Source organism: Caulobacter sp. SL161 (genome assembly GCF_026672375.1).
Lineage (GTDB): Bacteria > Pseudomonadota > Alphaproteobacteria > Caulobacterales > Caulobacteraceae > Caulobacter.
Genome location: NZ_JAPPRA010000001.1, coordinates 677672 through 702703 on the forward strand (window position 1 = coordinate 677672; position 25032 = coordinate 702703).

25 protein-coding genes are annotated in these 25032 nt (G+C 67.3%); 12 read left to right on the plus strand and 13 right to left on the minus strand.

Annotated elements, in window-relative coordinates:
- Nucleotides 1-6: 6 nt before the first annotated feature.
- The 3 genes from OVA11_RS03495 to OVA11_RS03505 all read right to left on the minus strand — a co-directional run bounded on the left by OVA11_RS03495 (nucleotide 7) and on the right by OVA11_RS03505 (nucleotide 2209).
- Nucleotides 7-684, minus strand: coding sequence for an LON peptidase substrate-binding domain-containing protein (locus OVA11_RS03495; protein ID WP_268066190.1), 678 nt, complete (start codon nucleotides 682-684; stop codon nucleotides 7-9).
- Between the two features lie 15 nt (nucleotides 685-699).
- Entirely contained in the window at nucleotides 700-1599 is a 900-nt protein-coding gene (gene trxA, locus OVA11_RS03500; protein ID WP_268066191.1) for a thioredoxin, read from the minus strand.
- Nucleotides 1600-1696: 97 nt separating this feature from the next.
- Nucleotides 1697-2209, minus strand: coding sequence for a prolyl-tRNA synthetase associated domain-containing protein (locus OVA11_RS03505; RefSeq protein WP_268066192.1), 513 nt, complete (start codon nucleotides 2207-2209; stop codon nucleotides 1697-1699).
- A gap of 423 nt (nucleotides 2210-2632) precedes the next feature.
- On the opposite strand from OVA11_RS03505, the gene OVA11_RS03510 reads away from it, so the two are divergent.
- The 4 genes from OVA11_RS03510 (at nucleotide 2633) to OVA11_RS03525 (ending at nucleotide 7785) form a co-directional block, all read left to right on the plus strand.
- Entirely contained in the window at nucleotides 2633-3379 is a 747-nt protein-coding gene (locus OVA11_RS03510) for a DUF6065 family protein (RefSeq protein WP_268066193.1), read from the plus strand.
- A 121-nt stretch (nucleotides 3380-3500) separates the two neighbouring features.
- Nucleotides 3501-4073 carry a hypothetical protein gene (locus OVA11_RS03515; RefSeq protein ID WP_268066194.1) on the plus strand — a complete coding sequence of 191 codons (573 nt, stop codon included), beginning with the start codon at nucleotides 3501-3503 and terminating at the stop codon, nucleotides 4071-4073.
- A 2-nt stretch (nucleotides 4074-4075) separates the two neighbouring features.
- Nucleotides 4076-4381, plus strand: a complete 306-nt coding sequence (locus tag OVA11_RS03520) for a winged helix-turn-helix domain-containing protein (protein ID WP_268066195.1) — start codon at nucleotides 4076-4078, stop codon at nucleotides 4379-4381.
- A gap of 86 nt (nucleotides 4382-4467) precedes the next feature.
- Nucleotides 4468-7785, plus strand: coding sequence for an amidohydrolase family protein (locus OVA11_RS03525; protein ID WP_268066196.1), 3318 nt, complete (start codon nucleotides 4468-4470; stop codon nucleotides 7783-7785).
- Nucleotides 7786-7804: 19 nt separating this feature from the next.
- On the opposite strand, the gene glmM is transcribed toward OVA11_RS03525, so the two are convergent.
- Nucleotides 7805-9151, minus strand: coding sequence for a phosphoglucosamine mutase (gene glmM / locus OVA11_RS03530; protein WP_268066197.1), 1347 nt, complete (start codon nucleotides 9149-9151; stop codon nucleotides 7805-7807).
- 161 nt (nucleotides 9152-9312) lie between these two features.
- Here glmM and glmS point away from each other — a divergent pair, with 161 nt between their 5' ends.
- Together glmS and OVA11_RS03540 are read left to right on the plus strand one after the other, a co-directional pair.
- The gene (glmS, locus tag OVA11_RS03535) at nucleotides 9313-11133 is read left to right on the plus strand and encodes a glutamine--fructose-6-phosphate transaminase (isomerizing) (RefSeq protein WP_268066198.1); all 1821 of its coding nucleotides are present in this window, start codon (nucleotides 9313-9315) and stop codon (nucleotides 11131-11133) included.
- Nucleotides 11134-11140: 7 nt separating this feature from the next.
- Nucleotides 11141-13366, plus strand: coding sequence for a tetratricopeptide repeat protein (locus OVA11_RS03540; protein WP_268066199.1), 2226 nt, complete (start codon nucleotides 11141-11143; stop codon nucleotides 13364-13366).
- On the opposite strand, the gene OVA11_RS03545 is transcribed toward OVA11_RS03540, so the two are convergent.
- Nucleotides 13363-14595: an SAM-dependent methyltransferase gene (locus OVA11_RS03545; protein WP_268066200.1), complete on the minus strand. Its 1233-nt coding sequence runs from the start codon at nucleotides 14593-14595 to the stop codon at nucleotides 13363-13365. The two genes, OVA11_RS03540 and OVA11_RS03545, sit on opposite strands and share 4 nt — an antisense overlap.
- 64 nt (nucleotides 14596-14659) lie before the next feature.
- Between OVA11_RS03545 and OVA11_RS03550 the strand changes: the two genes are divergently transcribed.
- Together OVA11_RS03550 and OVA11_RS03555 are read left to right on the plus strand one after the other, a co-directional pair.
- Nucleotides 14660-15121: an SAM-dependent methyltransferase gene (locus OVA11_RS03550; RefSeq protein ID WP_268066201.1), complete on the plus strand. Its 462-nt coding sequence runs from the start codon at nucleotides 14660-14662 to the stop codon at nucleotides 15119-15121.
- A complete protein-coding gene (locus OVA11_RS03555) occupies nucleotides 15118-15636 on the plus strand; it encodes a GNAT family N-acetyltransferase (RefSeq protein ID WP_268066202.1) in 519 nt (172 codons plus the stop codon). Before OVA11_RS03550 ends, OVA11_RS03555 begins: the two co-directional genes overlap by 4 nt.
- Here the strand turns inward: OVA11_RS03555 and OVA11_RS03560 are convergent.
- Together OVA11_RS03560 and OVA11_RS03565 are read right to left on the minus strand one after the other, a co-directional pair.
- Complete coding sequence (locus tag OVA11_RS03560; RefSeq protein ID WP_268066203.1) at nucleotides 15633-16091, minus strand: hypothetical protein; 459 nt, start codon at nucleotides 16089-16091, stop codon at nucleotides 15633-15635. The genes OVA11_RS03555 and OVA11_RS03560 overlap by 4 nt on opposite strands.
- A gap of 8 nt (nucleotides 16092-16099) precedes the next feature.
- Nucleotides 16100-16510 carry a YkvA family protein gene (locus OVA11_RS03565; protein ID WP_268066204.1) on the minus strand — a complete coding sequence of 137 codons (411 nt, stop codon included), beginning with the start codon at nucleotides 16508-16510 and terminating at the stop codon, nucleotides 16100-16102.
- A 72-nt stretch (nucleotides 16511-16582) separates the two neighbouring features.
- On the opposite strand from OVA11_RS03565, the gene OVA11_RS03570 reads away from it, so the two are divergent.
- Nucleotides 16583-17365: an SDR family NAD(P)-dependent oxidoreductase gene (locus tag OVA11_RS03570; protein WP_268066205.1), complete on the plus strand. Its 783-nt coding sequence runs from the start codon at nucleotides 16583-16585 to the stop codon at nucleotides 17363-17365.
- Between the two features lie 136 nt (nucleotides 17366-17501).
- Here OVA11_RS03570 and OVA11_RS03575 read toward each other — a convergent pair whose 3' ends face one another.
- The 3 genes from OVA11_RS03575 to OVA11_RS03585 form a co-directional block, all read right to left on the minus strand.
- Nucleotides 17502-18089, minus strand: a complete 588-nt coding sequence (locus OVA11_RS03575) for a CC0125/CC1285 family lipoprotein (RefSeq protein WP_268066206.1) — start codon at nucleotides 18087-18089, stop codon at nucleotides 17502-17504.
- Nucleotides 18090-18184: 95 nt separating this feature from the next.
- Complete coding sequence (locus OVA11_RS03580) at nucleotides 18185-18853, minus strand: LysE family translocator (RefSeq protein ID WP_268066207.1); 669 nt, start codon at nucleotides 18851-18853, stop codon at nucleotides 18185-18187.
- 6 nt (nucleotides 18854-18859) lie between these two features.
- Entirely contained in the window at nucleotides 18860-19267 is a 408-nt protein-coding gene (locus OVA11_RS03585) for an MAPEG family protein (RefSeq protein WP_268066208.1), read from the minus strand.
- Between the two features lie 218 nt (nucleotides 19268-19485).
- On the opposite strand from OVA11_RS03585, the gene OVA11_RS03590 reads away from it, so the two are divergent.
- The gene (locus OVA11_RS03590) at nucleotides 19486-19686 is read left to right on the plus strand and encodes a KTSC domain-containing protein (protein ID WP_268066209.1); all 201 of its coding nucleotides are present in this window, start codon (nucleotides 19486-19488) and stop codon (nucleotides 19684-19686) included.
- A 75-nt stretch (nucleotides 19687-19761) separates the two neighbouring features.
- Here OVA11_RS03590 and OVA11_RS03595 read toward each other — a convergent pair whose 3' ends face one another.
- The 3 genes from OVA11_RS03595 to OVA11_RS03605 all read right to left on the minus strand — a co-directional run bounded on the left by OVA11_RS03595 (nucleotide 19762) and on the right by OVA11_RS03605 (nucleotide 23434).
- On the minus strand, nucleotides 19762-20988 hold the full coding sequence (locus OVA11_RS03595; RefSeq protein WP_268066210.1) for an argininosuccinate synthase: 1227 nt from the start codon (nucleotides 20986-20988) through the stop codon (nucleotides 19762-19764).
- Between the two features lie 82 nt (nucleotides 20989-21070).
- Nucleotides 21071-21433, minus strand: coding sequence for a hypothetical protein (locus OVA11_RS03600; protein WP_268066211.1), 363 nt, complete (start codon nucleotides 21431-21433; stop codon nucleotides 21071-21073).
- A 3-nt stretch (nucleotides 21434-21436) separates the two neighbouring features.
- On the minus strand, nucleotides 21437-23434 hold the full coding sequence (locus OVA11_RS03605; protein ID WP_268066212.1) for a potassium transporter Kup: 1998 nt from the start codon (nucleotides 23432-23434) through the stop codon (nucleotides 21437-21439).
- 200 nt (nucleotides 23435-23634) lie between these two features.
- Here OVA11_RS03605 and OVA11_RS03610 point away from each other — a divergent pair, with 200 nt between their 5' ends.
- Entirely contained in the window at nucleotides 23635-24057 is a 423-nt protein-coding gene (locus OVA11_RS03610; protein ID WP_268066213.1) for an Rrf2 family transcriptional regulator, read from the plus strand.
- A gap of 91 nt (nucleotides 24058-24148) precedes the next feature.
- Nucleotides 24149-24949, plus strand: a complete 801-nt coding sequence (locus OVA11_RS03615; RefSeq protein ID WP_268066214.1) for an SDR family NAD(P)-dependent oxidoreductase — start codon at nucleotides 24149-24151, stop codon at nucleotides 24947-24949.
- Nucleotides 24950-25032: the final 83 nt, after the last annotated feature.

Here is a 25032-nt window from a genome sequence, read left to right on the forward strand (position 1 = left end):
CTCTGTTTACTGGATCGAAGTCGGTTCGTCATCGTCGCCGCCCGCCGCGTCGATCTCGAGCAGAGCGGTCAAGGTGGCCTTGCGCTCGAAGATGGTCTCGGCCTCGAGCAGGGCCTGTTTTTCCATCGGATCGAACGGCAGGGCCATGGCGAGGCTGTTGATCAGGGCGTCGGAGGGCGCGGCTTCGGCGTCGCTCCAGTCGATGGCCAGGCCTCGATGGTCCAGATAGCGCCGAAGGGCGATCATCAGGCGATCGATCTCGCTGGCCGTGCGCGTGCCGGCCGCGTCCTCGCGCAGATCGGCCTGATAGGGCGCGAAATCGGCCCGTACCTGGCGATAGGGCGTGCGCACGGGCAACTCCTCCCCGGTCCGGAAGCGACAGACGCCGGTCAGGGTGATCAGATAGCGGCCGTCACTGGTCTCGGCGAAGCTGGTCACGCGGCCCGCGCAGCCCACCGGGGCCAGGGCCGGGCGCTGCGGATCGCCCTTGCCGCCCGGCGAGGGCCGCGTCTGGATCATGCCGATCATCCGCTCGCCCGACATGGCGTCGTCCAGCATGTTCAGATAGCGCGGCTCGAAGATGTTCAGCGGCAGCTGGCCGCCCGGCAACAGCAGGGCGCCGTCCAGCGGGAACACCGGGATCACCAGGGGCAGATCGTCGATCTTGCGGTAGGCCACCGGCATCCAGAGCTCCTGGGACTAGCTGAAGAGGATCGAGGACAGTTTGCGCCGGCCCTGCTTGGTCACTTCGGACGTCGGTCCGGCGGCCTCGAACACGGTCAGCAGCTGCTTGCGGGCCGCGTCGTCGTTCCAGGCGCGGTCGCGGGCGATGATGGTCAGCAGATGGTCGGCGGCGTCCTGCAGACGGCCCATGCCGGCCAGGGCCTTGGCCAGCTCCAGCCGCGCCTCGTGGTCGTCGGCGTCGGCGGCCAGGCGCTGCTCGAAGGCGGCGGTTTCGGACGGCGCCTCGGCGGCCAGGGCCAGGGCGGCGCGGGCCGCGTCGAGGTCGGGATCCTTGGCGTCGGCCGGAGCCATGGCCACCACCTCGGCGGCGCCTTCCGGGTCGCCGTTGGCGAGATAGACCCGGGCCATGCCGCCCAGCGCCTTGGCGCTGGTCGGGTCGATCTGCAGCGCCTGGGCGAAGGCCTGGGCCGCGCCGCCCAGATCGCCGATCTCCAGCGACTCCTTGCCCATGGCGATGATCTCGTCGAGCGCGCCGCCGTCGGCCGCCCCGGCCAGCTTCTCGACGAAGGCCCGGACCTGGCTCTCGGGCAGGGCGCCCTGGAAGGCGTCCACCGGGCGGCCGTCGACAAAGGCGTAGACGGTCGGGATCGACTGCACGCGCAGCTGGCCCGCAAAGCCGGGGTTCTTGTCGACGTCGATCTTGACCAGCTTGACCGCGCCCTTGGCGGCGTTGACGACCTTCTCGATCGTCGGGGTCAGGGTCCGGCACGGTCCGCACCAGGTGGCCCAGAAGTCGACGATGACGGGCTGGGTCTTCGAGGCCTCGATCACGTCGGCCATGAAGCTTGCGTCGGTGCCGTCCTTGATGTGGTCGCTTTTCGAAGAGGGCGCGGGCTTTTCGCCGATCAGGGACATCGGGGTTCTCGTACTCGGAATTAGGGGAACGCTTTCGCCGTCAAGATGGTCTCTGATCGGCCCGCGCGCAATGACCCGTGCGCCTTTTGGGGCGACCCTAGCCGACCACTTCCATCGCCGCGAAGTCGACGATCATCGGCGTGACGCCCAGCGCGGCGAGGAACCTGCGCAGGCCCGCCTGGCTGACGGCGGTGGTGGCGTCGTTCTTCAGCGGGTGGAAGTTGACCGGGTCGCTGTCGGCCAGGGCCTTGTCCAGCACGAAACGGACCTTGCGTTCGGTGTCGTTGATCAGGCCAAAGGCGGTGACCGAGCCCGGCGTCACGCCCAGGGTCTCAAGCATCATCTCCTGAGGCCCGAAAGACAGCCGACCCGAGCCGATCACGTGGTGCAGCTTCTTCAGGTCGATGGTGGTCTCGCCCAGGGCCGAGATCAGCCACAGCTGGCCCTTGGCGTCCTTGAGGAACAGGTTCTTGGTGTGACCGCCGGGCATGGCCGCCTTGATCTCCAGCCCCTCCTCGACGCGGAAGACGGGCGGGTGGTCCAGGGTCTTGTGGTCGACGCCGTGGGCGTCGAAGAAGGCGAAGAGGTCAGCGCGGGTCTTGGCGGTCATGGCCGTTTTCCTAAGGTGCGAAGACTTCCAGCGCAAACCGGCGCGTTGACAGACTTTCACGCACGTTCAATCCTAAGTTTATGCACTCGCTGTTGTCGCCTGGGGTCTCGACGCGCAGGACTTTGTGGTTCTCGCTCGGACTTGCGTTGATCTTTTCGCTAACGCTCGTGCTCCCTGAAGCCTTGACCCGGCTGGTTCAGCTTCTCTGCGGAGGCGCGATCCTTTTCCATCTCCGCGAGACGATGAACGGACGACCCGTCCGCTGGCCATGGCCGCTGGAGATCGCCTTTCTCGCCGGTTGCCTGCTCGGCGGCTGGGGCTTGGTTCAATCGGTCCGCCTTCTCTACGCCTGATCCGCTGGACGGGCGCGGGTCTGGCCCGCTAGACCTGATCCAGGGCAGGAAGATCAGACAAAGGACCGGCATGGAACTGGAGTGCTATCCCACCGAGAACCGTCCGCCGGAGATCGTGCCGGGGCGGCCGCAGCGCGCCTGGATGGACCGGTTCGCCGAGCGTCATCCCTATCGCTGCCTGCCGCTGACCATGGCCAACACCACCGGGTGGGACATTCTCTGCCCGGTCGGCTTTACGGCCACCTGGGACGGCGGGGCGCACCAGGAGTGCATCAAGTTCCAGCCCGACCACCCCTATCCGGGCTTCCATGACTTCGTGAAGTCGCACTTCACGCGCGGCGTGGTGACGTTCCACACCGGCTATCTCTTCCGCACGCCGCCGGGCTGGTCGCTGATGGCCATGGGGCCGCCCAACCACGTCAAGGACGGGATCCAGCCGCTGGCCGGCGTGATCGAGACCGACTGGCTGCCGTTCCCGTTCACGATGAACTGGATCTTCACCCGGCCCGGCACGGTGCGGTTCGAGAAGGGCGAGACCTTCTGCTTCATCATGCTGATCCAGGACAAGCCGATGGAGGCCTTCCAGCCGGTGATCCGCTCGATGAACTCCAACCCGGAGCTGCGCCGCCAATACGACGTCTGGGCCGAGAAGCGCACCGAGTTCAACAACCTGATCTTCAAGCGCGACCCCGAAGCCACCAAGGAGGCCTGGCAGCGCTTCTACTTCAAGGGCGAATACCCCGAGGAGATCCAGGCCGAGGCCCCCAGCCATCACGTCAACAAGCGCCGGATGAAGTCGCCGAAGCTCGGGGTCTGACCTCAAGGCGGCGCGGCCTCCATCGTCGCGCCCCGCAGTAGCTCAATCAGAGAACTCTGCTTGACAGAGTTCAAAGTCGAGCGCTTACTCTGCATCACAGAGCGCTCTGGAGCGTCTGGAAATGGAGGGGCCCATGGCCATCACCCGAAACGAGGCGGCCGCCGCGCTGTCCGACATCGAGACCACCCAGCGCCGGGGCGTGACCCTGCGCGGCTACCGCGTCGGCGGTCCGATCCTGATGATGTGGTCGCTGATCTGGGCGACCGGCTATCTGACCATGGGCCTGGCGCCGCCTGAGCTGTGGCTGCCGGTCTGGCTGGCCCTGGATGTCGTCGGCGTCGCCGGCGCCCTGTTTCTGGCGCGGACCGGCAAGCCGGCGGCGGCCGGAGCGCCTCCGGGCATGACCTGGCGCCTGCTGGGCGGCTCGCTGTCGATGATGGTCTTCGCGCTCAGCGTCTTTTGGGTGATGAAGCCCACAGACCCCGCCGCCGCCATGGCCTTTCCGGGCCTGCTGATCGGGGTGATCTACGCCGTGGTCGGATTCTGGACCGCGCCGCGCTACGCGCTGATCGGCGGGCTTATGTTTGGCCTGACCCTGGTCGGCTATTTCCTGTTCCAGCCCTGGCTGCCCTTCTGGATGGCGGCGGCGAGCGGCGCGCTGTTCCTCAGCGGCGTCTGGCTGTGGAGGCGCTGAGCGTGGCCGACTCCGATGACATCATCCATCAGCCGCTGCGCCTGAAGATCATGGCCGCCCTCAGCGCCGAGAAGGGCCAGCCGCTGGACTTCCCGCGCCTGAAGGCCATCACGAAGGCCACGGACGGCAATCTGGGCAGCCATCTGGCCACCCTGGAAAAGGCCGGCTATGTCGCCATCGAAAAGGACTTCGTGGGCAAGCGCCCCCGCACCCAGGCCAGGCTGACGCCGCAGGGTCGCAAGGCCTTCCGCGCCCATGTCGACTATCTGCGGGCGGTGGTCGAGGCGGCGGAGGAGGAGGGCGGCTAGCCGAGGAACCTCGCCCGTGACACCGACCACCTTCCCCCCTAGGGTCACGCCCAGATCGTGCCCATCAGGTGTTCGGGGGAAATCAAATGGATCGTCGGCTGACGGCGCTGGCCGCCTTGTTGTTGATGTCGGGCTCGGCCCTGGCCCATCAGGCGCTGGCGCAAACGGCGCCTGCGGCAGCGATCGCCAAGGCCGAGAAGCCCGAGAAGTGGAACGTCAACGCTCCGCCCGGCGTGACCACCCGCGAGGTGCGCATCAGCGTCGACAACGGCACCTGGATGAATGTCGATGTCTCGCGCGACGGCAAGCTGATCGCCTTCGACATCCTGGGCGACATCTACACCATGCCGATCGCGGGCGGGACGCCGACGCGCATCGCCGAGGGCCTGGCCTATGACCAGCAGCCCCGCTTTTCGCCGGACGGCAAGCGGATCGCCTTCACTTCGGATCGCGGCGGCGGCGACAACATCTGGGTGATGAACCTGGATGGGAGCGACAAGCGCCAGGTGACCAAGGAGGACTTCCGTCTGCTCAACCAGCCCAGCTGGAGCCCCGACGGCCGTTTCATCGTCGCCAAGAAGCACTTCACGACCGGCCGCTCGCTCGGAACCGGCGAGGTGTGGGTCTATCACGTCTCGGGCGGCGGCGGCGTCCAGCTGGTCAAGCGCGCCAGCGAGCAGCTGCAGAAGGAGCTGGGCGAGCCGATCTATGCGGCCGACGGCAAGAGCGTCTTCTACACGCGCAACGTCACGCCCGGCCCGATCTTCGAATATGCGCAGGACTCCAACACCGCCCTGTTCGACATCGAGCGCTATGACCTGGAGACCGGCGAGGTCTCGACCGCCGTCTCGGGCCTGGGCGGTTCGGTGCGCCCGACGCCGTCGCCGGACGGCAAGAAGATCGCCTTCGTCCGCCGCGAGCGGACCAAGTCCAAGCTCTATGTGAAGGACCTGACCTCGGGCGAGGAGCGCAAGATCTATGACGCGCTGGATCAGGACGTCCAGGAGACCTGGGCGGTGACCGGCGTCTATCCGAACATGGCCTGGACGCCCGATGGCGCGTCCGTGGTGTTCTGGGCCGGCGGCAAGATCCGGCGGGTCAATGTGGCGGACGGCGCGTCCGGCGTGATCCCGTTCAAGATCGACGACACCCGCGTTCTGATCGACGCGATCCATCCCGAGGTCGAGGTCGCGCCGGATCGCTTCACCACCAAGATGCCGCGCTGGGCCAGCGTGTCGCCGGACGGCAAGGCTGTGGTGTTCGAGACCCTGGGCAAGCTGTGGATCAAGTCGACGGCCGGCGGCGAGGCGCGTCGCCTGGTCAGCGGCGACGAAGACGCGTTCGAGCTCTATCCGTCGTGGTCGCGCGACGGCCGCACGGTGGTGTTCGTCAGCTGGACCGACGCGGGGCTGGGGCGGCTGCGCACCGTGCCCGCCGCCGGCGGCGCGGCCAAGGACGTGATCGCCCAGCCGGGTCACTATGGCGCGCCGCGCTTCTCGCCGGACGGCAAGACCATCGTGTTCGAGCGCCGTCGCGGCGGCGGCCTGACCTCCGGGCGCTGGTCGCAGGATCCGGGGATCTATCGTGTGGCCGCCTCGGGCGGGACGCCGGTGCGGGTCTCGCGCGGCGGGTCTGAGCCGCAGTTCGGCGCCGCCAATGATCGGGTGTTCATGCTGATGTCGAGCGGCGACAAGCGCCAACTGGTCAGCACCGACCTGAACGGCCAGGCCAGGCGGGTCCACGCCAGCGGCGACATGGTCAATGACTACAAGGTCTCGCCGGACGGTCGCAACGTCGCCTTCCGCCAGAACTACGAAGCCTTCGTCATGCCGCTGATGCCCGGGACCCAGGAGGTCACGGTGGACCAGAAGGGCGGGCCGCTGCCGGTGACCCGCGTCAGCGCCGAGGGCGCGGAGTTCATCCACTGGTCCAAGGACGGCAAGCAGGTCCACTGGAGCATGGGTCCCACCTTGTTCACCGCCGAGACCGACGCGCTCTACGCCAGCGCTCCGGCCGCCGACGGGACCAGCAAGGACGAGGCCAAGTTCAAGCCGGTGAAGACAGGCCTGTCGCTGTCGATGGAGGTCGCCGCCGACAAGCCGGCCGGCATTGTGGCCCTGACCGGCGCGCGCGTCGTGACCATGGCCGACAAGGCCGGCGGGATCATCGACAACGCGGTGATCGTGATCAAAGGCGACCGCATCGTCGCGGTCGGTCCCAAGGCCAGCACGCCGGTTCCGGCCGACGCCAAGGTGGTCGACGTGACGGGCAAGACCATCATCCCCGGCCTCGTCGACGCCCACGCTCACGGGCCGCAGGGGACCGATGACCTGATCCCGCAGCAGAACTGGTCGGCGATGGCCAACTTGGCGCTGGGCACGACGACGATCCACGATCCCTCGTCGCGGGCGTCCGAGATCTTCGCCGCCGCCGAGTTGCAGCGGGCCGGCAAGATCCTGGCCCCGCGTACGTTTTCGACCGGCGAGATCATCTATGGGGCCAAGGCCGCCGAGGTCTATGCCGAGATCAACAGCCTGGACGACGCCCTGGCCCATGTCCGCCGGCTGAAGGCCCAGGGCGCCTATAGCGTCAAGAACTACAACCAGCCCCGCCGGGACCAGCGCCAGATGGTCGTGGTCGCGGCCCAGAAGGAGAACATGGAGGTCGTTCCGGAGGGCGGGTCGCTCTACAACATGGACGTGACCCTGATCCAGGACGGCAACGCCACCGTCGAGCACAACGTGCCGGTGGATCGCTTCTATGACGACATCGTCAGCCTGTGGTCGCAGAGCAAGACCAACTACACCCCGACCCTGGTCGTGGCCTATGGCGGTCCGGCTGGCGATCCCTACTGGCGCCAGCACATGGACGTCTGGACCCATCCGCTGCTGGCCAAGCACGCGCCGCCGGCGCTGCTGGCCGCCCAGAATGTTCGCCGCCAGGCCGCGCCCGAGGCGGACTATGTCGACGGCGCCGCCGCCCGCGAGGCCAAGAAGCTGGCCGATCGCGGCGTGCAGGTGTCGATCGGCGCCCACGGCCAGCAGGCGGGCCTGGGCTCACACTGGGAGATGTGGTCGTTCGCACGCGGCGGCTGGAGCCCGGTCGAGGCCCTGGCGGCCGGCACGATCAACGCCGCCCGCTCGCTGGGCTACGCCAAGGATGTGGGCTCGCTGGAGGTCGGTAAGCTGGCCGACCTTCTGGTGCTGGACGCCGACCCGACCGTCGACATCCGCAACAGCGACAAGCTGCACCGGGTGATGCTGGGCGGCCGGCTCTACGACGCGGCGACGCTCAACGAGACCGTGACCGGCCAGCGCGTCCGTCAGCCCTACTGGTGGGAGCGCTCGGGCGAAGCCTGGAGCGTCGGCCAGGGCGGCTCGGGCCACACCGACGACGTGGGGTAGGGGAAAGAGGAAGGCGGCTTTAAGCCGCCTTCACCGCCGAGGCGATCGACTTGACCACCTTCTTCACCAGGGCCGGGTCGTCGCCTTCGGCCATGATGCGGATCAGGGGCTCGGTGCCCGAGGCGCGCACGACGATGCGGCCCGCGCCGTTCAGCTGGGCCTCGCCGTCGGCGATGGCTTCCTTCACCGCCGCGGCCTCCAGCGGCTTGCCGCCGGCGAAGCGGACGTTTTCCAGGAGTTGTGGCACCGGCTCGAACTGACGGCCCAGCGCGCTCATCGGCTTGTCGGTCTCGATCATCACGGCCAGCACCTGCAAGGCCGCGATCAGGCCATCGCCCGTGGTCGAGAAGTCTGACAGGATCAGGTGGCCCGACTGCTCGCCGCCCACATTGAAGCCGCCCTCGCGCATGCGCTGCATCACATAGCGGTCGCCGACGGCGGTGCGCTCCAGAGACAGGCCCAGGGTGCTCAGCTGGCGCTCGAGGCCGAGGTTCGACATCACCGTGGCGACGACGCCGCCGCCCTTCAGGGTCCCGGCCTTGTGCGAGGCCGCGGCGATGATCGCCATGATCTGGTCGCCGTCGACGACCACGCCCTTCTCGTCGCAGATCACCAGGCGGTCGGCGTCGCCGTCCAGGGCGATGCCGATGTCGGCGCGGTACTCGCGCACCATCTTGGCCATGGCCTCGGGATGGGTCGAGCCGCACTCCTCGTTGATGTTGGTGCCGTCGGGCGAGACGCCCAGGCTGATCACCTCCGCGCCCAGCTCGTAGAGGGCGGTGGGGGCGACACGGTAGGCCGCGCCATTGGCGCAATCGATGACGATGCGCAGGCCCGACAGATTCAGGTGGCGCGGGAAGGTCGCCTTGACGATCTCGACATAGCGCGCCTGGGCGTCGTCGATCCGCTTGACGCGGCCCAGCTCGCGCGGGGCGGCCAGGCCCTCCTGCAGGCCCTGGTCCATCAGCGCCTCGATGCCCAGCTCCTGGGCGTCCGACAGCTTGTAGCCGTCGGGGCCGAACAGCTTGATGCCGTTGTCGGCGAAGCTGTTGTGGCTGGCGCTGATCATGATGCCGAGGTCGGCGCGCATCGAGCGGGTCATCATGGCCACGGCCGGGGTGGGCAGCGGGCCGAACAGGCGCACGTCCAGGCCCACGCTGGTCAGGCCGGCCACCAGGGCCGGCTCGATCATGTAGCCCGACAGGCGCGTGTCCTTGCCGATCACCACCAGATGGCGGCGCTCGTCCTGCGAGCGGAACAGCTTGCCGGCGGCCAGACCGACGCGCAGGGCGACCTCGGCCGTCATCGGATGCTTGTTGGCCTGGCCCCGGATGCCGTCGGTGCCGAAATAGGCGCGCTTGCTCATGGTCGTGCTGTCGTCTCTTTAGGGTCGTCGTCGGACCGCGAAACGATCCGAAATGCAGATTTATGCGATGCGGTCTTTAGCCAGTGCTAAAGGCGCCTCACGGAAATTCGCGTGTCGGTAGGCATAATCCTGTCGGCGCGTTCTACAAGGGATCATGGCCCATGTGCGGCATTATCGGCATCGTCGGAAGAGAACCCGTCGCCGACCGGCTGATCGAGAGCCTCAAGCGGCTGGAGTATCGCGGCTATGACTCCGCCGGTGTCGCAGGCGTGGTCGATGGAACGGTTCAGCGCCGTCGCGCCCAGGGTAAGATCAAGGCTCTGGAAGCCGTATTGGCCGATGAGCCGCTGACGGCGACCACGGGCATCGGCCACACCCGCTGGGCCACCCACGGCGCGCCCAATGTCCGCAACGCTCACCCGCATACGGCCGGGCGCGTCACGCTGGTGCACAACGGCATCATCGAGAATTTCGCCGAGCTGAAGGCCGAGCTGGCCGCCGCCGGCCGCACGTTCGAGAGCGACACCGACACCGAGGTCATCGCCCAGCTGATCGATGTGTCGCTGGCCAAGGGGCTGGCGCCGCTCGACGCCTTCAAGGCCACGCTGGACCGCCTGACCGGGGCCTATGCCCTGGCGGTGCTGATCCAGGGCGAGGCCGACCTGATCCTGGGCGCCCGTCGTGGCAGTCCCTTGGTGGTCGGCGAGGGCCAGGGCGAGATGTTCCTGGGCTCGGACGCCCTGGCCGTCGGCCCCTTCACCAACCGGGTGATCTATCTGGAGGAGGGCGACTATGTGGCCCTCGACCACGACAGCCGCCGCATCTTCGACGCCTCGGGCGCGCCGGTCCAGCGGCCGGTCCGCGTGGTGCCGACCTCGTCGGTGATGCTGGAGAAGGGCAACTACCGGCACTTCATGGAAAAGGAGATCCATGATCAGCCCGAAGGCTGCCAGCGCACGATCGCGGCCTATGTCGACACCCTGACCTCGAAGGCGGCCGTGCCGGGCGACATCGACTTCGCCACGCTGGAACGCATCCAGATCGTGGCCTGCGGCACGTCGTACATCGCCGGCGTCATCGGCAAGTACCTGATCGAGCAGCTGGCCGACCTGCCCGTCGATGTCGAGATCGCTTCGGAGTTCCGCTATCGCACCCCGGCACTGCGCCCGGGCTCGCTGGTTGTGGCCATGTCCCAGTCGGGCGAGACCGCCGACACCCTGGCGGCGCTGCGCTACTGCAAGGCCAAGGGCATGAAGAGCGCAGTCGTGGTCAACGCCCAGGAATCGACCATGGCCCGCGAGGTCGACGTGGTCTGGCCGATCCATTGCGGTCCCGAGATCGGCGTGGCCTCGACCAAGGCCTTCACCGCCCAGGTCAGCGTGATGATCGCCCTGGCCATCGCCGCCGCCAAGGCGCGCGGGACGATCGACGCGGCCGAGGAGCAGCGCCTCGTGAAGGTGCTGTTGGAAGCCCCGCGCCTGATCGCCGAGGCCATCGGCCTGGAAGACGCCATCAAGGAAATCGCCGCCGACGTCGCCAAGGCCCGGGACGTGCTCTATCTGGGTCGTGGTCCGATGTCGGCCCTGGCTCTGGAAGGCGCGCTGAAGCTGAAGGAAATCAGCTACATCCACGCCGAGGGCTACGCCGCCGGCGAGCTGAAGCACGGCCCCATCGCCCTGGTCGACGACCAGACCCCGATCGTGATCCTGGCGCCCTATGACAGCTATTTCGAGAAATCGGCCTCAAACATGAGCGAGGTCATGGCGCGCGGCGGTCAGGTGATCTTCATCACCGACACTGAAGGCGTGAAGCACGCGCCGGCCGGCGCCAAGGTGGTGGTGACGGCCCCGGCCTCCGACCCGCTGGTCTCGACCCTGGTGATGTCGGCCCCGATCCAGCTGCTGGCCTACCACGTCGCCGTGGTGAAGGGCGCGGACGTGGATCAGCCCCGGAATCTCGCCAAGTCGGTGACGGTGGAATAGGGCGCAGATGAGCCTGACCGTCGATCAAGCCCTTGCGCAGGCGATCGAAGCCCACCGGTCCGGACAGCTTCAAGACGCCGAGCGGCTCTATCGCGCTATCCTGGAGGCCTTGCCAAGCCATTCCGACGCCAATCACAATCTCGGCCTATTGGCGATCAGCGTGGGCAAGCCCGTCGAGGCCTTGCCCTATCTGAGGGCCGCCCTGGAGGCCGCGCCCGCCCAGGGTCAGTTCTGGATCAGCTATGTCCAGGCGTTGATCCAGGCCGGCCGGCTCCTGGAGGCGCGCGAGATTCTCGCGCAAGGCCGGAGCCTTGGCTTGGCGGGGCCGGCGGCGGACGACCTGGAGGGCAAGCTTGGGGCGGGGCCGGCGCGGGATGATCCGCCGTCGTCGGCGTTGGATGCGCTGACCGCGAGTTTCGTGGCGGAAAACTTCGCCGAGGCCGAAGCGCAGGCCAGGGCGTTGACGATCGCTTTTCCAGACCACCCTTTCGGCTGGAAGGTCCTCGGCGCGTCGCTCAGCGTGACGGGACGATATCGGGAGTCGCTGGCGCCGATGCGCGAGTCCGTCCGTCTCCAGCCCGACGCCGAGACCTGCAAGAATCTCGCGATCGCCCTTCTGAAACTGGGAGAGTCCGTCGAGGCCGAACAAGCCAGTCGGCAAGCCCTCGCCCTGTGGCCGGACTATGCTGAGGCCCATCTCTGCCTCGGCAATGCGCTGCTGGACCTTGGTCGTTCGACCGAGGCCGAGCGGAGCTATCGGGAAGCGCTGCGCATCGAGCCGGTCTACGCCCAGGCGCATATCAATCTTGGCGCTGCTCTCCGACTCCTGGGTCGGGTGAACGAGGCCGAGGCGAGCGTCCGCGAAGCCTTGAAGCTCGAACCGGCCGATGCGTTCGCGCACTACAATCTTGGCATGGCGCTCATGGACATGGGGCGCCTGACCGAGGCCGAAGAGGCCTTCCGCCAAGCGCTCGCCATCGATCCGGGCTATCTTGAGGCTCGAAGCAACCTGCTATTCTGCCTGAACTATAGCGAAACTCTCACGCCGGCGAGCCTCCTGGGCGAGGCGCGACAGCAGGGTGCGGTGATCTCGGCGGCCGCCTGCCCGAAGTTCACCGCCTGGAAAGCTGCGCTGGATCCCACCCGGCTGAAGGTCGGGTTTGTCTCGGGGGACCTGAGAAGCCATCCGGTGGGCTATTTCCTTGAGGGTCTGCTGGAGCACCTCGATCCAAGTCGGTTTGAGTTGATCGCCTTTCCGACCACCGGCAAGGTCGATAACCTCACGCGGCGCATTTCGCCGCGCTTCCAGGCTTGGCGCCCTCTCGTGGGCTTGAACGACCGGGAGGCGGCGACTGCCATCCACGAGCAGGGCGTTCACGTCCTGGTCGACCTTTCGGGACACACCGCCGACAACAGACTGTCGGTCTTCGCGTATCGCCCCGCCCCCGTTCAGGTTTCCTGGCTCGGTTATTTCGCAACAACGGGGTTGCCGGAAATGGACTATTTCCTCGGCGATCATCACATGGCGACCGAAGCCGAACAGCGCCGCTTCACCGAGACGCTGTGGCGGCTGCCAGAGACTTGGCTCTGCTCGGCGCCGTACGAACAGCCGGTCTCGATCGGCCCGCCGCCGGCCATAGCCAACGGCTTCGTCACATTCGGCTGCCTGGGCAACCTGTCCAAGATGAACGGCGCGGTCGTCGCGCTCTGGTCGCAGATCCTGCTAGCCGTCCCAGGGTCAAAGCTGTTGCTCAAGGCCAAGCCGTTCGTTGATCCGCAAGCCGTCGCCGACGTCCAGGCCCGCTTCGCGCATCACGGTGTCGCCAGCGATCGTCTGGTGTTGGAAGGCCCTTCGTCCAGGACCGAATATTTCGAGGCTTACAACAGGATCGACCTTGTGCTGGACACCTTCCCGTATCCCGGAGGAACCACGTCGGTGGACGCCCTTTGGATGGGGGCGCCGGTGTTGACTCTGGAAGGGGACCGCTTCTTGGCGCGGCTCGGGGAGTCGATCGCGCGAAACGCCGGTCAGTTTGAGTGGATTGCTCGTGATCGAGAGGACTATCTAGACAAGGCCGTCGCATTCGCCGCCTCGAAGCGCGTCGCGTATGACCGGACGGCGCTGCGGCGCCGCGTGCTGACGACGCCTTTGTTCGACACCGAACGGTTCGCGCGAGGCTTTGGCGAAGCGCTTTGGGGAATGTGGCGCGAGGGCGGGAGCCGGCCGGGCTAGAGCTGTCCTTCAACGAGAGGGGGCTCCCGGCCCATCGTCTCGCCGGTGTGGGAGCCCACGCCCAACAAGTAGTCCCGCGTCAGCGGAACCGCGTCGCGTGTCTTGGCCAGCTGGATCTGGAAGACCATGTGGCCGCCGTGGCGGAAGCCCAGCTCCGCGCCGGACAGATAGAACTCCCACATCCGCCTGAACCGCTCATCGAACATCTGCGGGATGTCCGGGTCGGCCATGAAGCGCTCGCGCCAGATGCGGCAGGTCTCTGCGTAGTGCAGCCGCAGGATCTCGATGTCGGTGATCCAGAGGCCGGCGCGCTCTATCGCGGCGACGATCTCCGACAGGCCGGGGATATAGCCGCCGGGGAAGATGTACTTCTGGGTGAAGGCGTTGGTCGCGCCGGGCCCGTGCATCTTGCCGATCGAATGGATCAGGGCCACGCCGTCCTCGGTCAGCAGACGGCCGACGGTGTCGAAATAGGTCTGGAAGTTCGGGACGCCGACATGCTCCAGCATGCCGACCGAGACGATGCGGTCGAAGGGTTCGGCGAGGTCGCGATAATCGGTGAGGCGAAAGTCGATCCGGTCTGAGAGGCCGGCCGCCTCGGCCCGTTCCCTGGCCAGGGCCAGCTGCTCGGTCGACAGGGTCACCCCGGTCATCCGCGCCCCGAAGTCCTTGGCGAGCGTCATGGACAGACCGCCCCAGCCCGAACCGATGTCGAGCGTTTTCATGTCGGGCCGGATCAGGAGCTTGCGGCCGATCAGCGCCTTCTTGGCGGCTTGGGCCTCCTCAAGCGTCATGTCGGGCCGCTCGAAATAGGCGCAGGAGTACTGCATGTCGGCGTCGAGGAACCGCCGGTAGAGGTCGTTGGACAGGTCATAGTGGTGGGCGACGTTGCGGCGCGAGGCCACGCGGTCATTGACCTGCTGGAGCTGACGCTTGATCGCCTTGCGAAGCCGCGTGAGCGCCGAGCCGCGCTTGGGTTTGCGTCCGCCGCTCTCGCCGACGATGGCCAGCAGATCCGAGATCGTCCCCTGCTCGAAGACGATGTCGCCTTCCATGTAGCCTTCGCCGAGACCAAGGCTGGGATTGGCGAGGCGGCGCAGTCCCCTGGCGTTGATCCGCATCACGACCGGCGGGCCCGTCCCGTCTCCGGCCTTGATGATACGACCGCCGGGCAGATGCGCCGTCAGATCACCGGTCTTGATCATCTTGCTCAGCAGCGCTTCGATCATGACAGTGCCTTTGGAGAAGGTTTGTCCGCGAGAGGCCCTCGCATCTTCCGTGTAAGGACGCGCAATGTCGATCAAGATGACGCCGATCGGACGGGTCGAGGGCGGCCGGACGGTCCCGGACGACGACGACTGGGGCGACAGCCGCGCCCGGATCGTCCTGGATCCCGCACGCTTCGACGACGAGGCGCTGATGGGCCTGGACACCTTCAGCCACGCCGAGGTGATCTTCGTGTTCGACAAGGTCGGCGACGATCAGATCGTCACCGGCGCGCGCCATCCGCGCGGCAACAAGGACTGGCCGCGCATCGGCATCTTCGCCCAGCGCGGCAAGAACCGGCCCAACCGGATCGGTGTCACCGTCTGCGAGATCGTCTCGGTCGCGGGCCGGGTGCTGGAGGTGCGCGGGCTGGACGCCATCGACGGCACGCCCGTGCTCGACATCAAGCCGGTGATGAGCGGCTTCGCGCCGCGCGGCGATGTCCGCGAGCCCGACTGGGCCCGGGCGATCATGGAGGCCTACTGGTGAGCCTCGGCCTCGTCGTCTCGCGGGCCGGCGCCGAGGAGGCGCCGATCATCGTCAACCTGATGCAGTTCTATCTCCACGACTTCTCGGAACTGTGGTTCGACCGCGAGATCGAGGGGGAGCTGGGTCCCGACGGGCGCTACTCGGACTATCCGGGCCTGGAGACCTACTGGCGCGATCCTTCCCGCGAGGCCTGGCTGTTCCGGATCAAGGGCCTGCCGGTGGGGTTCGCGCTGGTCAACGACGTCGCTCATTCGCCGACCCCGATCGACCGGGCGGTGGCCGAGTTCTTCGTGGTCCGCAAGCATCGCCGGCGCGGCGTGGGCCTGGCGGCCGCCCATGCGCTGCTCGGCTCGGCCTGGGGGGTCTGGGAGGCGGCGACGGTCCGCCGCAACGTCGGCGCGCGGGCCTTCTGGCGGCGTGCGGCCGAAGCCTATCCGGGCGTGCGCGATGTCGTCGAGGAAGATCGCCATGACGCCCGCTGGGACGGCACGGTGCTGACGTTCCGCGTGGGCTAGCGTTTACGCAGTTCGGGACAGGCGGCGGGTTCGGCGGTCCAGCTGACGCTGGCGACCTTCCAGGCGCCCTCGGTCTTGGCCAGGGTGAAGACATTGACGCCGCAGTGGACCGTCTTGCCCTCGCGCGTGATCTCGAACGGCCCCGTGACCGTCGCCAGGGCGCCGCGCCGCACGACGACCGGCGACCACATCCATTCCTTCAGTCCGGGCGCGACCTGCTTGCCGAAGCTGTCCTCGAAGGCGAACCGGCGGACATCGATCGTACCATCGGGCTTTGTCGATACGGCCATCATCGGAATGTTGGGCAGGGCGGCGGCGCGCATGGCCGCGGGATCGGCGGCCTCGAGCCCATCGAAGAACGCCTGGGTCGTGGCGAGCACGGCCCTGTCCTCGGCGTCTGCGGGAACGGTCGTGAGGTTCAGGGCGGCGGCGAGGCCGATCGCGATCAGAGACATGGTCTTGCTCAGGCGTCGTCAGAAAGGCGCGACAGGAACGCCTGGGCGGCCTCCTTGTGGCGAGGTTTCAGCGTCTTGCCCAGGATCGCCACCAGGGCGGCGATCACGGCGGCGTCGTCGGTGAAGCCGATCACGGGCAGAAGGTCCGGCAGGGCGTCAGTCGGCAGGACGAAATAGGCCAGGCCCGCCAGCATCATGCCTTTGGCCGCCACCGGCGTCTCAGGATCGCGCGCGGCCCACCAGACCGACAGGGCGTCGGCCGCGAACGGGATCTTCGCGGCCACCTTGCGGATCTTCGGCAGGAAGCCCTCGCGGACCTTCTCCTCGTTGACGCGCAAGGTGGCCGGGACCAGCGCCTTGGCCGGATCCAGCACCTCGTTGACGTTTACGTCGGGGGACGGTTTGGCGTCGCCGCTCATCGGGATAAACCTCTGTTCAAATCCGATCCTAACCGCGAACGCTTCAAACGCGAACTAGCAGGGAAACGTCCAATGAAACTCGACAACACCGTCGCCGCCGTCGTCACCGGGGGCGCTTCGGGCCTCGGCGAAGCCACCGCCCGCGCGCTCGCCGCCCAAGGCGTCAAGGTCGCCCTCTTCGACATGAACGAAGAGCGCGGCCTGCAGGTCGCCAAGGAAATCGGCGGCGTGTTCTGCAAGGTCAATGTGACCAGCGACGCCGATGTCGACGCCGGTTTCGAAAAGGCCCGGGCCGCCCACGGCCAGGAGCGCATCCTCGTCAACTGCGCCGGCACCGGCAATGCGGCCAAGACCGCCAGCCGCGACAAGGCCACCGGCGAGACCAAGCACTTCCCGCTCGACGCCTTCGACCGCATCATCCAGATCAACCTCGTGGGCACGTTCCGCTGCATCGCCAAGTCGGCCAAGGGCATGCTGGATCTGGAGCCGCTGGAAGACGGCGAGCGCGGCGCGATCGTCAACACCGCCTCGGTGGCGGCTGAAGACGGCCAGATGGGCCAGGCGGCCTATTCGGCCTCGAAGGGCGGCGTGGTGGGCATGACCCTGCCGATCGCCCGCGACCTGATGAGCGAAGGCATCCGCGTCAACACCATCCTGCCGGGCATCTTCAACACCCCGCTGATGAACAATGCGCCTGAAGCGGTGAAGGCGGGCCTGGCCGCCAGCGTTCCGTTCCCCAAGCGCCTGGGTCATCCCGAAGAATATGCCCAGCTGGCCCTGACCATGATCACCTGCGGCTACTTCAACGGCGAGGACGTGCGCCTCGACGGCGGTATCCGCATGGCGCCGCGGTAAGGGTCGCGCGCTCCTCCCCCGCGATGCGGGGGAGGTGGCCCAGAGGGCCGGAGGGGGCGAACTCGGCCTTGGCGGCGCTAGCCCCCTCAGTCACTCCGTGACAGCTCCCCCGCATCGCGGGGGAGCATCTTCCGACCTACTTCGCTTCCGGCCGCACGATCGTGTTGGCCAGGTTGGCCATGATCTCGCGGGCGTCATAGGCGCGCGGCTCGCCCTGCGGCTTCTGGCCCTTGTGCATCACGATCTCGGCCCCGGCCTCGAACTTCTCGACCGTGCGGATCTGGGCGCGGTCGGCGAAGAAGGGGTCACCCCAGAAGGGGTCCCAGGTGCGCCAGCCATAGGCCGGGCCATAGTAGCGCCAAGCCGGACGCCAATAGCCGTACGGGCCCCAGCCAAAGCCCGGGCGCGAGAACGGATCGGCCTCGACATAGCTGCGCGCGGTGCGGTCGGTGCGGTGGTCGGCGGTCTCGAACCAGTCATAGCCTTGCTGCACGGTCACCTCGGCCGCCCGATACAGCAGGTAGCGCTCGACCGTCTCGCGCGAGGTCAGGCTGTTGCCGGCGAACGAGATGCGATAGCGGTCGCTCTCCAGCTTTTGTTCCGAGAACCCGCCGGTGACCGCGCCCGAAGTGATCCGGGGCTGATAGGGCGTTGGGGTGGCGCAGGCGGCGAGACCTGCGGTCACCGCCAGGGCGGCGACGAGGGCGGCCTTCTTGATCGACATGACGTGCTCCTTCACGCGGAGTCCTTGGACATTGAACTCAACTCTGGCTGCGCTTTGTGGTTTCGCCAAGGCCGCTTTGCCTCAGAGGCGAAAACTTAGCCGCGCGAGACGATCAAGCCGGCGGCGGTGATAAGCAGCACCCCCACCAGGATCGCGAAGCCGCGCCGGAACCCGGGCTCGTTCATTCGGTCGGACAGCGCCGCGCCGCCAACGCCGTAGGCCGACATGCTGACGAGGTCCATGCCGATGGTGGCGCAGGCGAACATGATCAGCTGCGGGACCAGCGGGCGGTCGACGTCCAGGAACGGCGGCAGCACGGCCGAGAAGAACAGCAGAATCTTCGGATTGGCGATCTGCACCATGAAGCCGTCGAAGAACGCCGAGCGGCCGGCGCGAACGCTCGCCGAGGCGTGGCTCTCGACGTTCTTGATCCCGGCCCACAGCGATTTGAGGCCCAGCCAGACGAGATAGACCGCGCCGGCCAGGGCCAGGACGTGGAAGGCCGCAGGAAAGGTGATGATCAGCGCGCCCAGGCCCAGGGCCGAACAGGCGAACCAGACCAGGGTGGCGGCGTTCATGCCCACGACGCCCAAGAGGGCTGCGGTCTTGCCCCGCTCCATGCCGGTGGCGATGGCGAACAGGTTGGCGGGCCCCGGCGTGATGGCCATGACGAACATGGCGACCAGAAAGGCGCCGTAGCGGGCGGGATCGACGGGCAGGTGGTCCATGGCGCGGATATAGGCCGCTCCGCCACGGACCACCAAGCAAAGCTAGGCGCCGACGACCGCGTAGACGTAGATCGCCTTGCCCAGGGCGCCGAACAGCAGGACGGCGGTGGCCAGCATCTGGATGACGAAGCCCAGCTCGCGCTTTTTGGCGTCGGCGGCGTAGCCCAGGGCGTAGAGGATGCGGCCGATGATCCAGACCGCCCCGGCGCCAGCGGCGAACAGGTCGTTCCAGTAGATCGCGAACAGCCACAGCGAAGGCAGGTAAATGACCAGCCACTCGACGGTGTTGGCCTGCACCCGCAGATGGCGCTCCAGCTCCGGATCCCCGGTCATGGCCGGGGCGTCGATGCCGGTGCGACGGCGGGCGCCGCCGATCCTGAAGATCATCCAGACATAGACCAGCAAGGATAGCAGGGTGACGATCGCCACCAGCGCGTGGGATTGCTGCATGTGTTTGTTTCCTCCCGAGGGCCATCCTGGGCCGCGTAAGGGCTGACCCTAGTCGGGTTTGGCGCGCCTTGGCATCCCCGCGCGCGCGCCTTAAGGGATTTGCGCGCTAAACACTTGTTAGGGATAGCGTTCACCGCGCGCGACGGAGCCTTTGGAACCTCGCCCGCCTTTCGTTCGCTTTTTCCGATGACGATCCTCATCCGCGGAGGCTTTGCGCCATGCGAGTGGAATCCACGGCGATCACCGACATCGCCTACACCCCCGAACACGGCAAGCTGTTCGTCACGTTCCACGACGGCGACGCGTACGTCTATGTCGGCGTGCCCGAACGGATCAGCGCAGCGTTCTACCGCTCGCGCTCGAAGGGCCGGTTCTTCCAGCGGATGATCCGCGACCGGTACCCGTACAACCGAGTTTAGGGCGATCGCGCCAAATGAAAAAGGCGCCGCAAGTTTCCTCGCGGCGCCCTTTGATCGTTTGGCTCCAGCCTTCGCCTAGCCGCGCTTGTCGCGCTTGGCCAGGACGCGCAGGCGCAGGGCGTTGAGCTTGATGAAGCCGCCGGCGTCGCGGTGGTCGTAGGCGACCTTGCCTTCTTCGAAGGTGACCAGATCCTGGTCGTACAGCGAGTAGGGGCTTTCGCGGCCGATGACCGTGACATTGCCCTTGTACAGCTTCACGCGGACGCGGCCGGTGACCTTGTCCTGGCTGTAGTCGATGGCGGCCTGCAGCATCTCGCGCTCGGGCGAGAACCAGAAGCCGTTGTAGACCAGGCTGGCGTACTTGGGCATCAGCTCGTCCTTCAGGTGCATGGCGCCCCGGTCCAGCGTGATGCTCTCGATGCCTCGGTGGGCGGCCAGCAGGATGGTGCCGCCGGGAGTCTCGTAGACGCCGCGCGACTTCATGCCGACGAAGCGGTTTTCGACCAGGTCGAGACGGCCGACGCCGTTGTCGCGGCCCAGCTCGTTCAGCTTGGTCAGCAGGGTGGCCGGGCTCATCGCCACGCCGTCGATCGCGACCGGGTCGCCCTTCTCGAAGTCGATGGTGATGATGGTCGGCTTATCGGGCGCGTCTTCCGGCGCGATGGTGCGCATGTGGACGAACTCGGGAGCCTCGACCGCCGGATCCTCCAGCACCTTACCTTCGGACGAGGAGTGCAGCAGGTTGGCGTCGACGCTGAACGGCGCCTCGCCGCGCTTGTCCTTGGTGATCTGGATCTGGTGCTTCTCGGCGAAGTCCAGCAGGGCCTCACGGGACTTGAAGTCCCACTCGCGCCACGGGGCGATCACGGTGATGTCGGGCTCGAGGCCATAATAGCCGAGCTCGAAGCGGACCTGGTCGTTGCCCTTGCCGGTCGCGCCGTGGCTGACGGCGTCGGCGCCCATCTTGCGGGCGATCTCGATCTGCTTCTTGGCGATCAGCGGACGGGCGATCGAGGTGCCCAGGAGGTACTGGCCCTCATAGACCGTGTTGGCGCGGAACATCGGGAAGACGTAGTCGCGCACGAACTCTTCGCGGACATCCTCGATGAAGATGTTCTCGGGCTTCACGCCGGCGGCCAGGGCCTTGGCGCGGGCCGGCTCGATCTCTTCGCCCTGGCCAAGGTCGGCCGTGAAGGTGATGACCTCAGCGCCGTACTCGGTCTGCAGCCACTTGAGGATGATCGAGGTGTCGAGACCGCCCGAATAGGCGAGCACGACCTTCTTCACGGACTTGTCGGCCATGAGCGGGGTCCTTATCGAGGAAACACAAAGTCGCGCGCCTTCAACGGCGAAAGCCCGCGCGGGTCAAGCGTAAATAGGGCCGCTAGAGCTGGCCCTCGTCCTGCAACGTCTTGATGACGGAGCGCAGGTGGAAAAGCTGGGCCATGGCCAGGACGGCGCCGAGGGTGGCGCGCACGCAGAACACCATCACCGCCTCCAGCCCCTCCGCCCGGAAGGTCGTCCCTGACAGGGTGAAGGCGAAGATGATCGCCATGGACGCCACCGGGATCCACAGCAGGCCGGCGGCCTTGGTGAGCCGAAGCGCGGGCTTGCCCTCGCGGGTCCAGACGATCGGCACGCTCGTCCCGGCGGGGATCCGCTTCCACGCGCCGTGGGCGGTGGTGGCGATGATGGTCAGGGCGGCGATCGACAGACCGTCGCCGAGGATCCGCAGGGCCGTTTCCATCGCCTAGACCGTCACCTGCGCGCCCAGCTCGACCACGCGGCCGGGCGGGATCTTGAAGAAGTCCGTCGGGTTGGCGGCGTTCCGCATCAGGTAGATGAAGAGGCGGTCCTGCCACAGCGGCATGCCGCTGTTGGCCGACGGCACGATCGAGCGGCGCCCCAGGAAGAAGCTGGTGGCCATGATGTCGAACTTCAGGCCCTGCTTGCGGCACACGGCCAGGGCCTTGGGGATGTTCGGGCTTTCCATGAAGCCGTAGTTGACCACGACCTTCTTGAAGTCGTCGTTGACCTTCTCGATCTTGACCCGCTCCTCCTCCGACACACGCGGCGTCTCGGCGGTGCGGACGGTCAGGATGACATTGCGCTCGTGCAGCACCTTGTTGTGCTTGAGGTTGTGCATCAGGGCCACCGGCGTCATGTCCGGGTCCGAGGTCAGGAAGATCGCCGTGCCCGGCGCGCGGTGCGGGGCGCGGGCGCGCAGGATGTCCATCAGGTCGGCGACGGGCAGGCTGTCGCGACGGGTCTTGTCGGTCAGGATCTGGCTGCCGCGCACCCAGGTGGCCATGATCGTGAACAGGGCCGCGCCGATCAGCACCGGCAGCCAGCCGCCCGAGAAGAAGCGCAGGGCGTTGGCGCTGAGGAAGGTGATGTCCAGGGCCAGGAACGGCACCAGGAACATCAGCGCCATCGGCATGCTCCACTTCCACAGCTTGCGCATGACGATGAAGGCCATGCAGGTGGTGACGATCATCGTGCCGGTCACGGCCAGGCCGTAGGCGTGGGCCAGGGCCGAGGACGTCTGGAACGTGAACATGATGGCCAGCACGCCCAGCAGCAGCATGGTGTTGAGCTGCGGCACGAAGATCTGACCCGACTGGGTTTCCGAGGTGCGACGCACGTCCAGGCGCGGCAGCAGGCCCAGCTGGATGGCCTGCTGGGTCAGCGAGAAGGCGCCGGTGATGACGGCCTGGCTGGCGATCACGGTCGCCGCGCCGGCCAGCAGCACCAGCGGCAGGCGCAGCGCCTCGGGCGCCATCTCGAAGAACCAGTTCAGCTCCGGCATCGACTTGCCGGCCGCCTGTGCGGTTTCAAGCGTCGTGAGGGCGAAGGCGCCCTGACCCAGATAGTTCATGGCCAGGCACGGCAGCACGAAGAACAGCCAGGCGGCCTGGATCGGCCAGCGGCCGAAGTGGCCCATGTCGGCGGTCAGGGCCTCGACCCCGGTCACGGTCAGGAACACCGCGCCCAGCACGATGAAGCCCGTCAGGCCGTGTTCGGCCAGGAACTCGACCGCATAATAGGGGCTGACGGCCATCAGGATGCCGGGGTTGCCCAGCAGGTTCATCAAGCCCAACGAGAACATGACGCCGAACCATACGGCGCAGACCGGTCCAAACAGCTTGCCGACCGAAGCCGTGCCCCGGCTCTGGATGAAGAACAGGCCCAGCAGCATCACCGTGGCGATCAGCAGCACGACCTCGTTGGTCACGCCATGCTCGAGGGCGGGAATGGTGCGAAGGCCTTCGACCGCCGACAGCACCGACATGGCCGGGGTGATCACCGCGTCGCCATAGAACAGCGCCGCGCCGGCTACGCCCAGGACGAAGACCAGGGTGGTGCGCTTGCCCATGGCATGTTGCGCCAGGGCCATCAGCGACAGCACGCCGCCCTCGCCCTTGTTGTCGGCGCGCATGATGAAGACGACGTACTTGATCGTCACGATCAGGAACATGGCCCACAGGGCCAGGGACACCACGCCGAAGATCTCCGAGCGGGTGACGCCGTCATGCGAGGCCGCCGCCAGGGCTTCCTTGAAGGCGTAGAGCGGGCTGGTGCCGATGTCGCCGAAGACCACGCCGACCGAGCCCAGGGCCAGGGCGAAAAAGCCGTGGCCCTTGAGGTCATGGCCGTGGCCGTTGGTCGAGCCACCGTCCTGCTGCGGAATGTCGGAAGACGCGGGCGCACAGTCGGGTGCGGAAGCGTGAGGGGCTTCGGAAGCCATGTAATCCCTCCGGGGAGCCCTCGCAAAACGCTGCTGGCCGACCCATATCGCGATCAAGCGCGGCGCGATACACCCAAACCGCGCCGGGTTCAATCGTCACGCTGCGTTGCGTCATTCGGTCCTGCCATCGATGAAGGCTTTCGGCGCAGGGCAGTTTTCGGTTGAACGCGTGGGCGGCCACCTTACGTTCCCGGGTTGAGATGTCGGACAGTCAGAAATTCCCCGTCGCGGCCCACGCCCTGGCCTATCTGGCCCACAAGGCGGCCTTCTCGGCCGAGCGCGCCGTGGCCAGCGCCGAACTGGCCGCCTCGGTGCCGACCAATCCCGTTGTCGTGCGCCGGGTCACCGCCATGCTGGGCAAGGCCGGCCTGATCGGCGCCCGCGCCGGGGCCAATGGCGGCGCCTGGCTGCTCAAGCCCGCCGAGACCATCACGCTCGACGTGGTGCTCCGGGCCGTCAATGGCTGCGCTCATCTGGGCGTCGCGCCCAAGGGCGTGAAGGGCTGCCCGGTGGGCGAGAAGATCCCGGACGCAGTCCGCGCCGCGATTCTTTCCGCCGACCAGGCCGCCGCCGAGCGGCTCTCCCAGATTACGGTCGCGGACCTGCTGGTCGGGCTTCAGTAGCGCGCGCGCCGGCTTTGGACGGTTGCTTGAACCAAATCGCGGGCCGTGCTCGTCTCCAGCGAAGTCTCGCCTTCCACTGGATTCCCATCTCATGGCCCGTCGTCTCGCCCTGATCACCGGCGCTTCCGCCGGCATCGGAGCCGCCTCCGCCCGCATCTACGCCAGCCACGGCTATGACGTGGCCCTGACCGCGCGCCGGGTCGACCGCCTTGAGGGCCTGGCCGCCGAGATCAAGCTGCGCTCGGGCGTCGAGGCCTATGCGATCCCCGCCGATCTCGCCGAACCGGCCGGTGTCGGCGCCGTCCTCGCTGCGATCGCCGAGCAGGGCCGGGAGGTCGACGCCCTGATCAACAACGCCGGCTATGGCCTGCCCGGAACCTATGACGCCACCAGCTGGGCGGATCAGGCCAAGTTCCTGCAGCTGATGCTGACCAGCGTCTGCGAAATGACCCACAAGGTTCTGCCGGGCATGGTCGAGCGCAGGTTCGGCCGCATCGTCAATGTCGCTTCGCTGGCGGGCCTGGTCCCCGGCGCGGCCGGCCACACGCTTTACGCGGCGACCAAGGGCTTTCTGGTGAAGTTCTCCCAGAGCCTGCACCTGGAGAACCTGGCCAACGGGGTCCATGTCAGCGCCCTGTGCCCTGGCTTCACCTATTCGGAGTTCCATGACGTCAACGGCACCCGCGCCCAGGTCAGCCAGGGCGTGCCCGAGTGGATGTGGCTTGGGGCCGACGAGGTCGCCGCCGCCGGTTACGAGGCCGCCGAGGCCAACCGCTCGATCTGCGTGCCCGGCGCGCCCAACAAGGCCATCGCCGCCATCGCCAAGATCGTCCCCGACGACTGGGCCCTGGCCCTGATGGCCAGCCAGGGAAGCCGGTTCAGGAAGGTGTAGCTGCTAAAGTTGTCATCCCGGACAAGCGCGCAGCGCGCTGATCCGGGACCGCCGGAAGCTCCGCGTTCGTGGCGGTCCCGGCT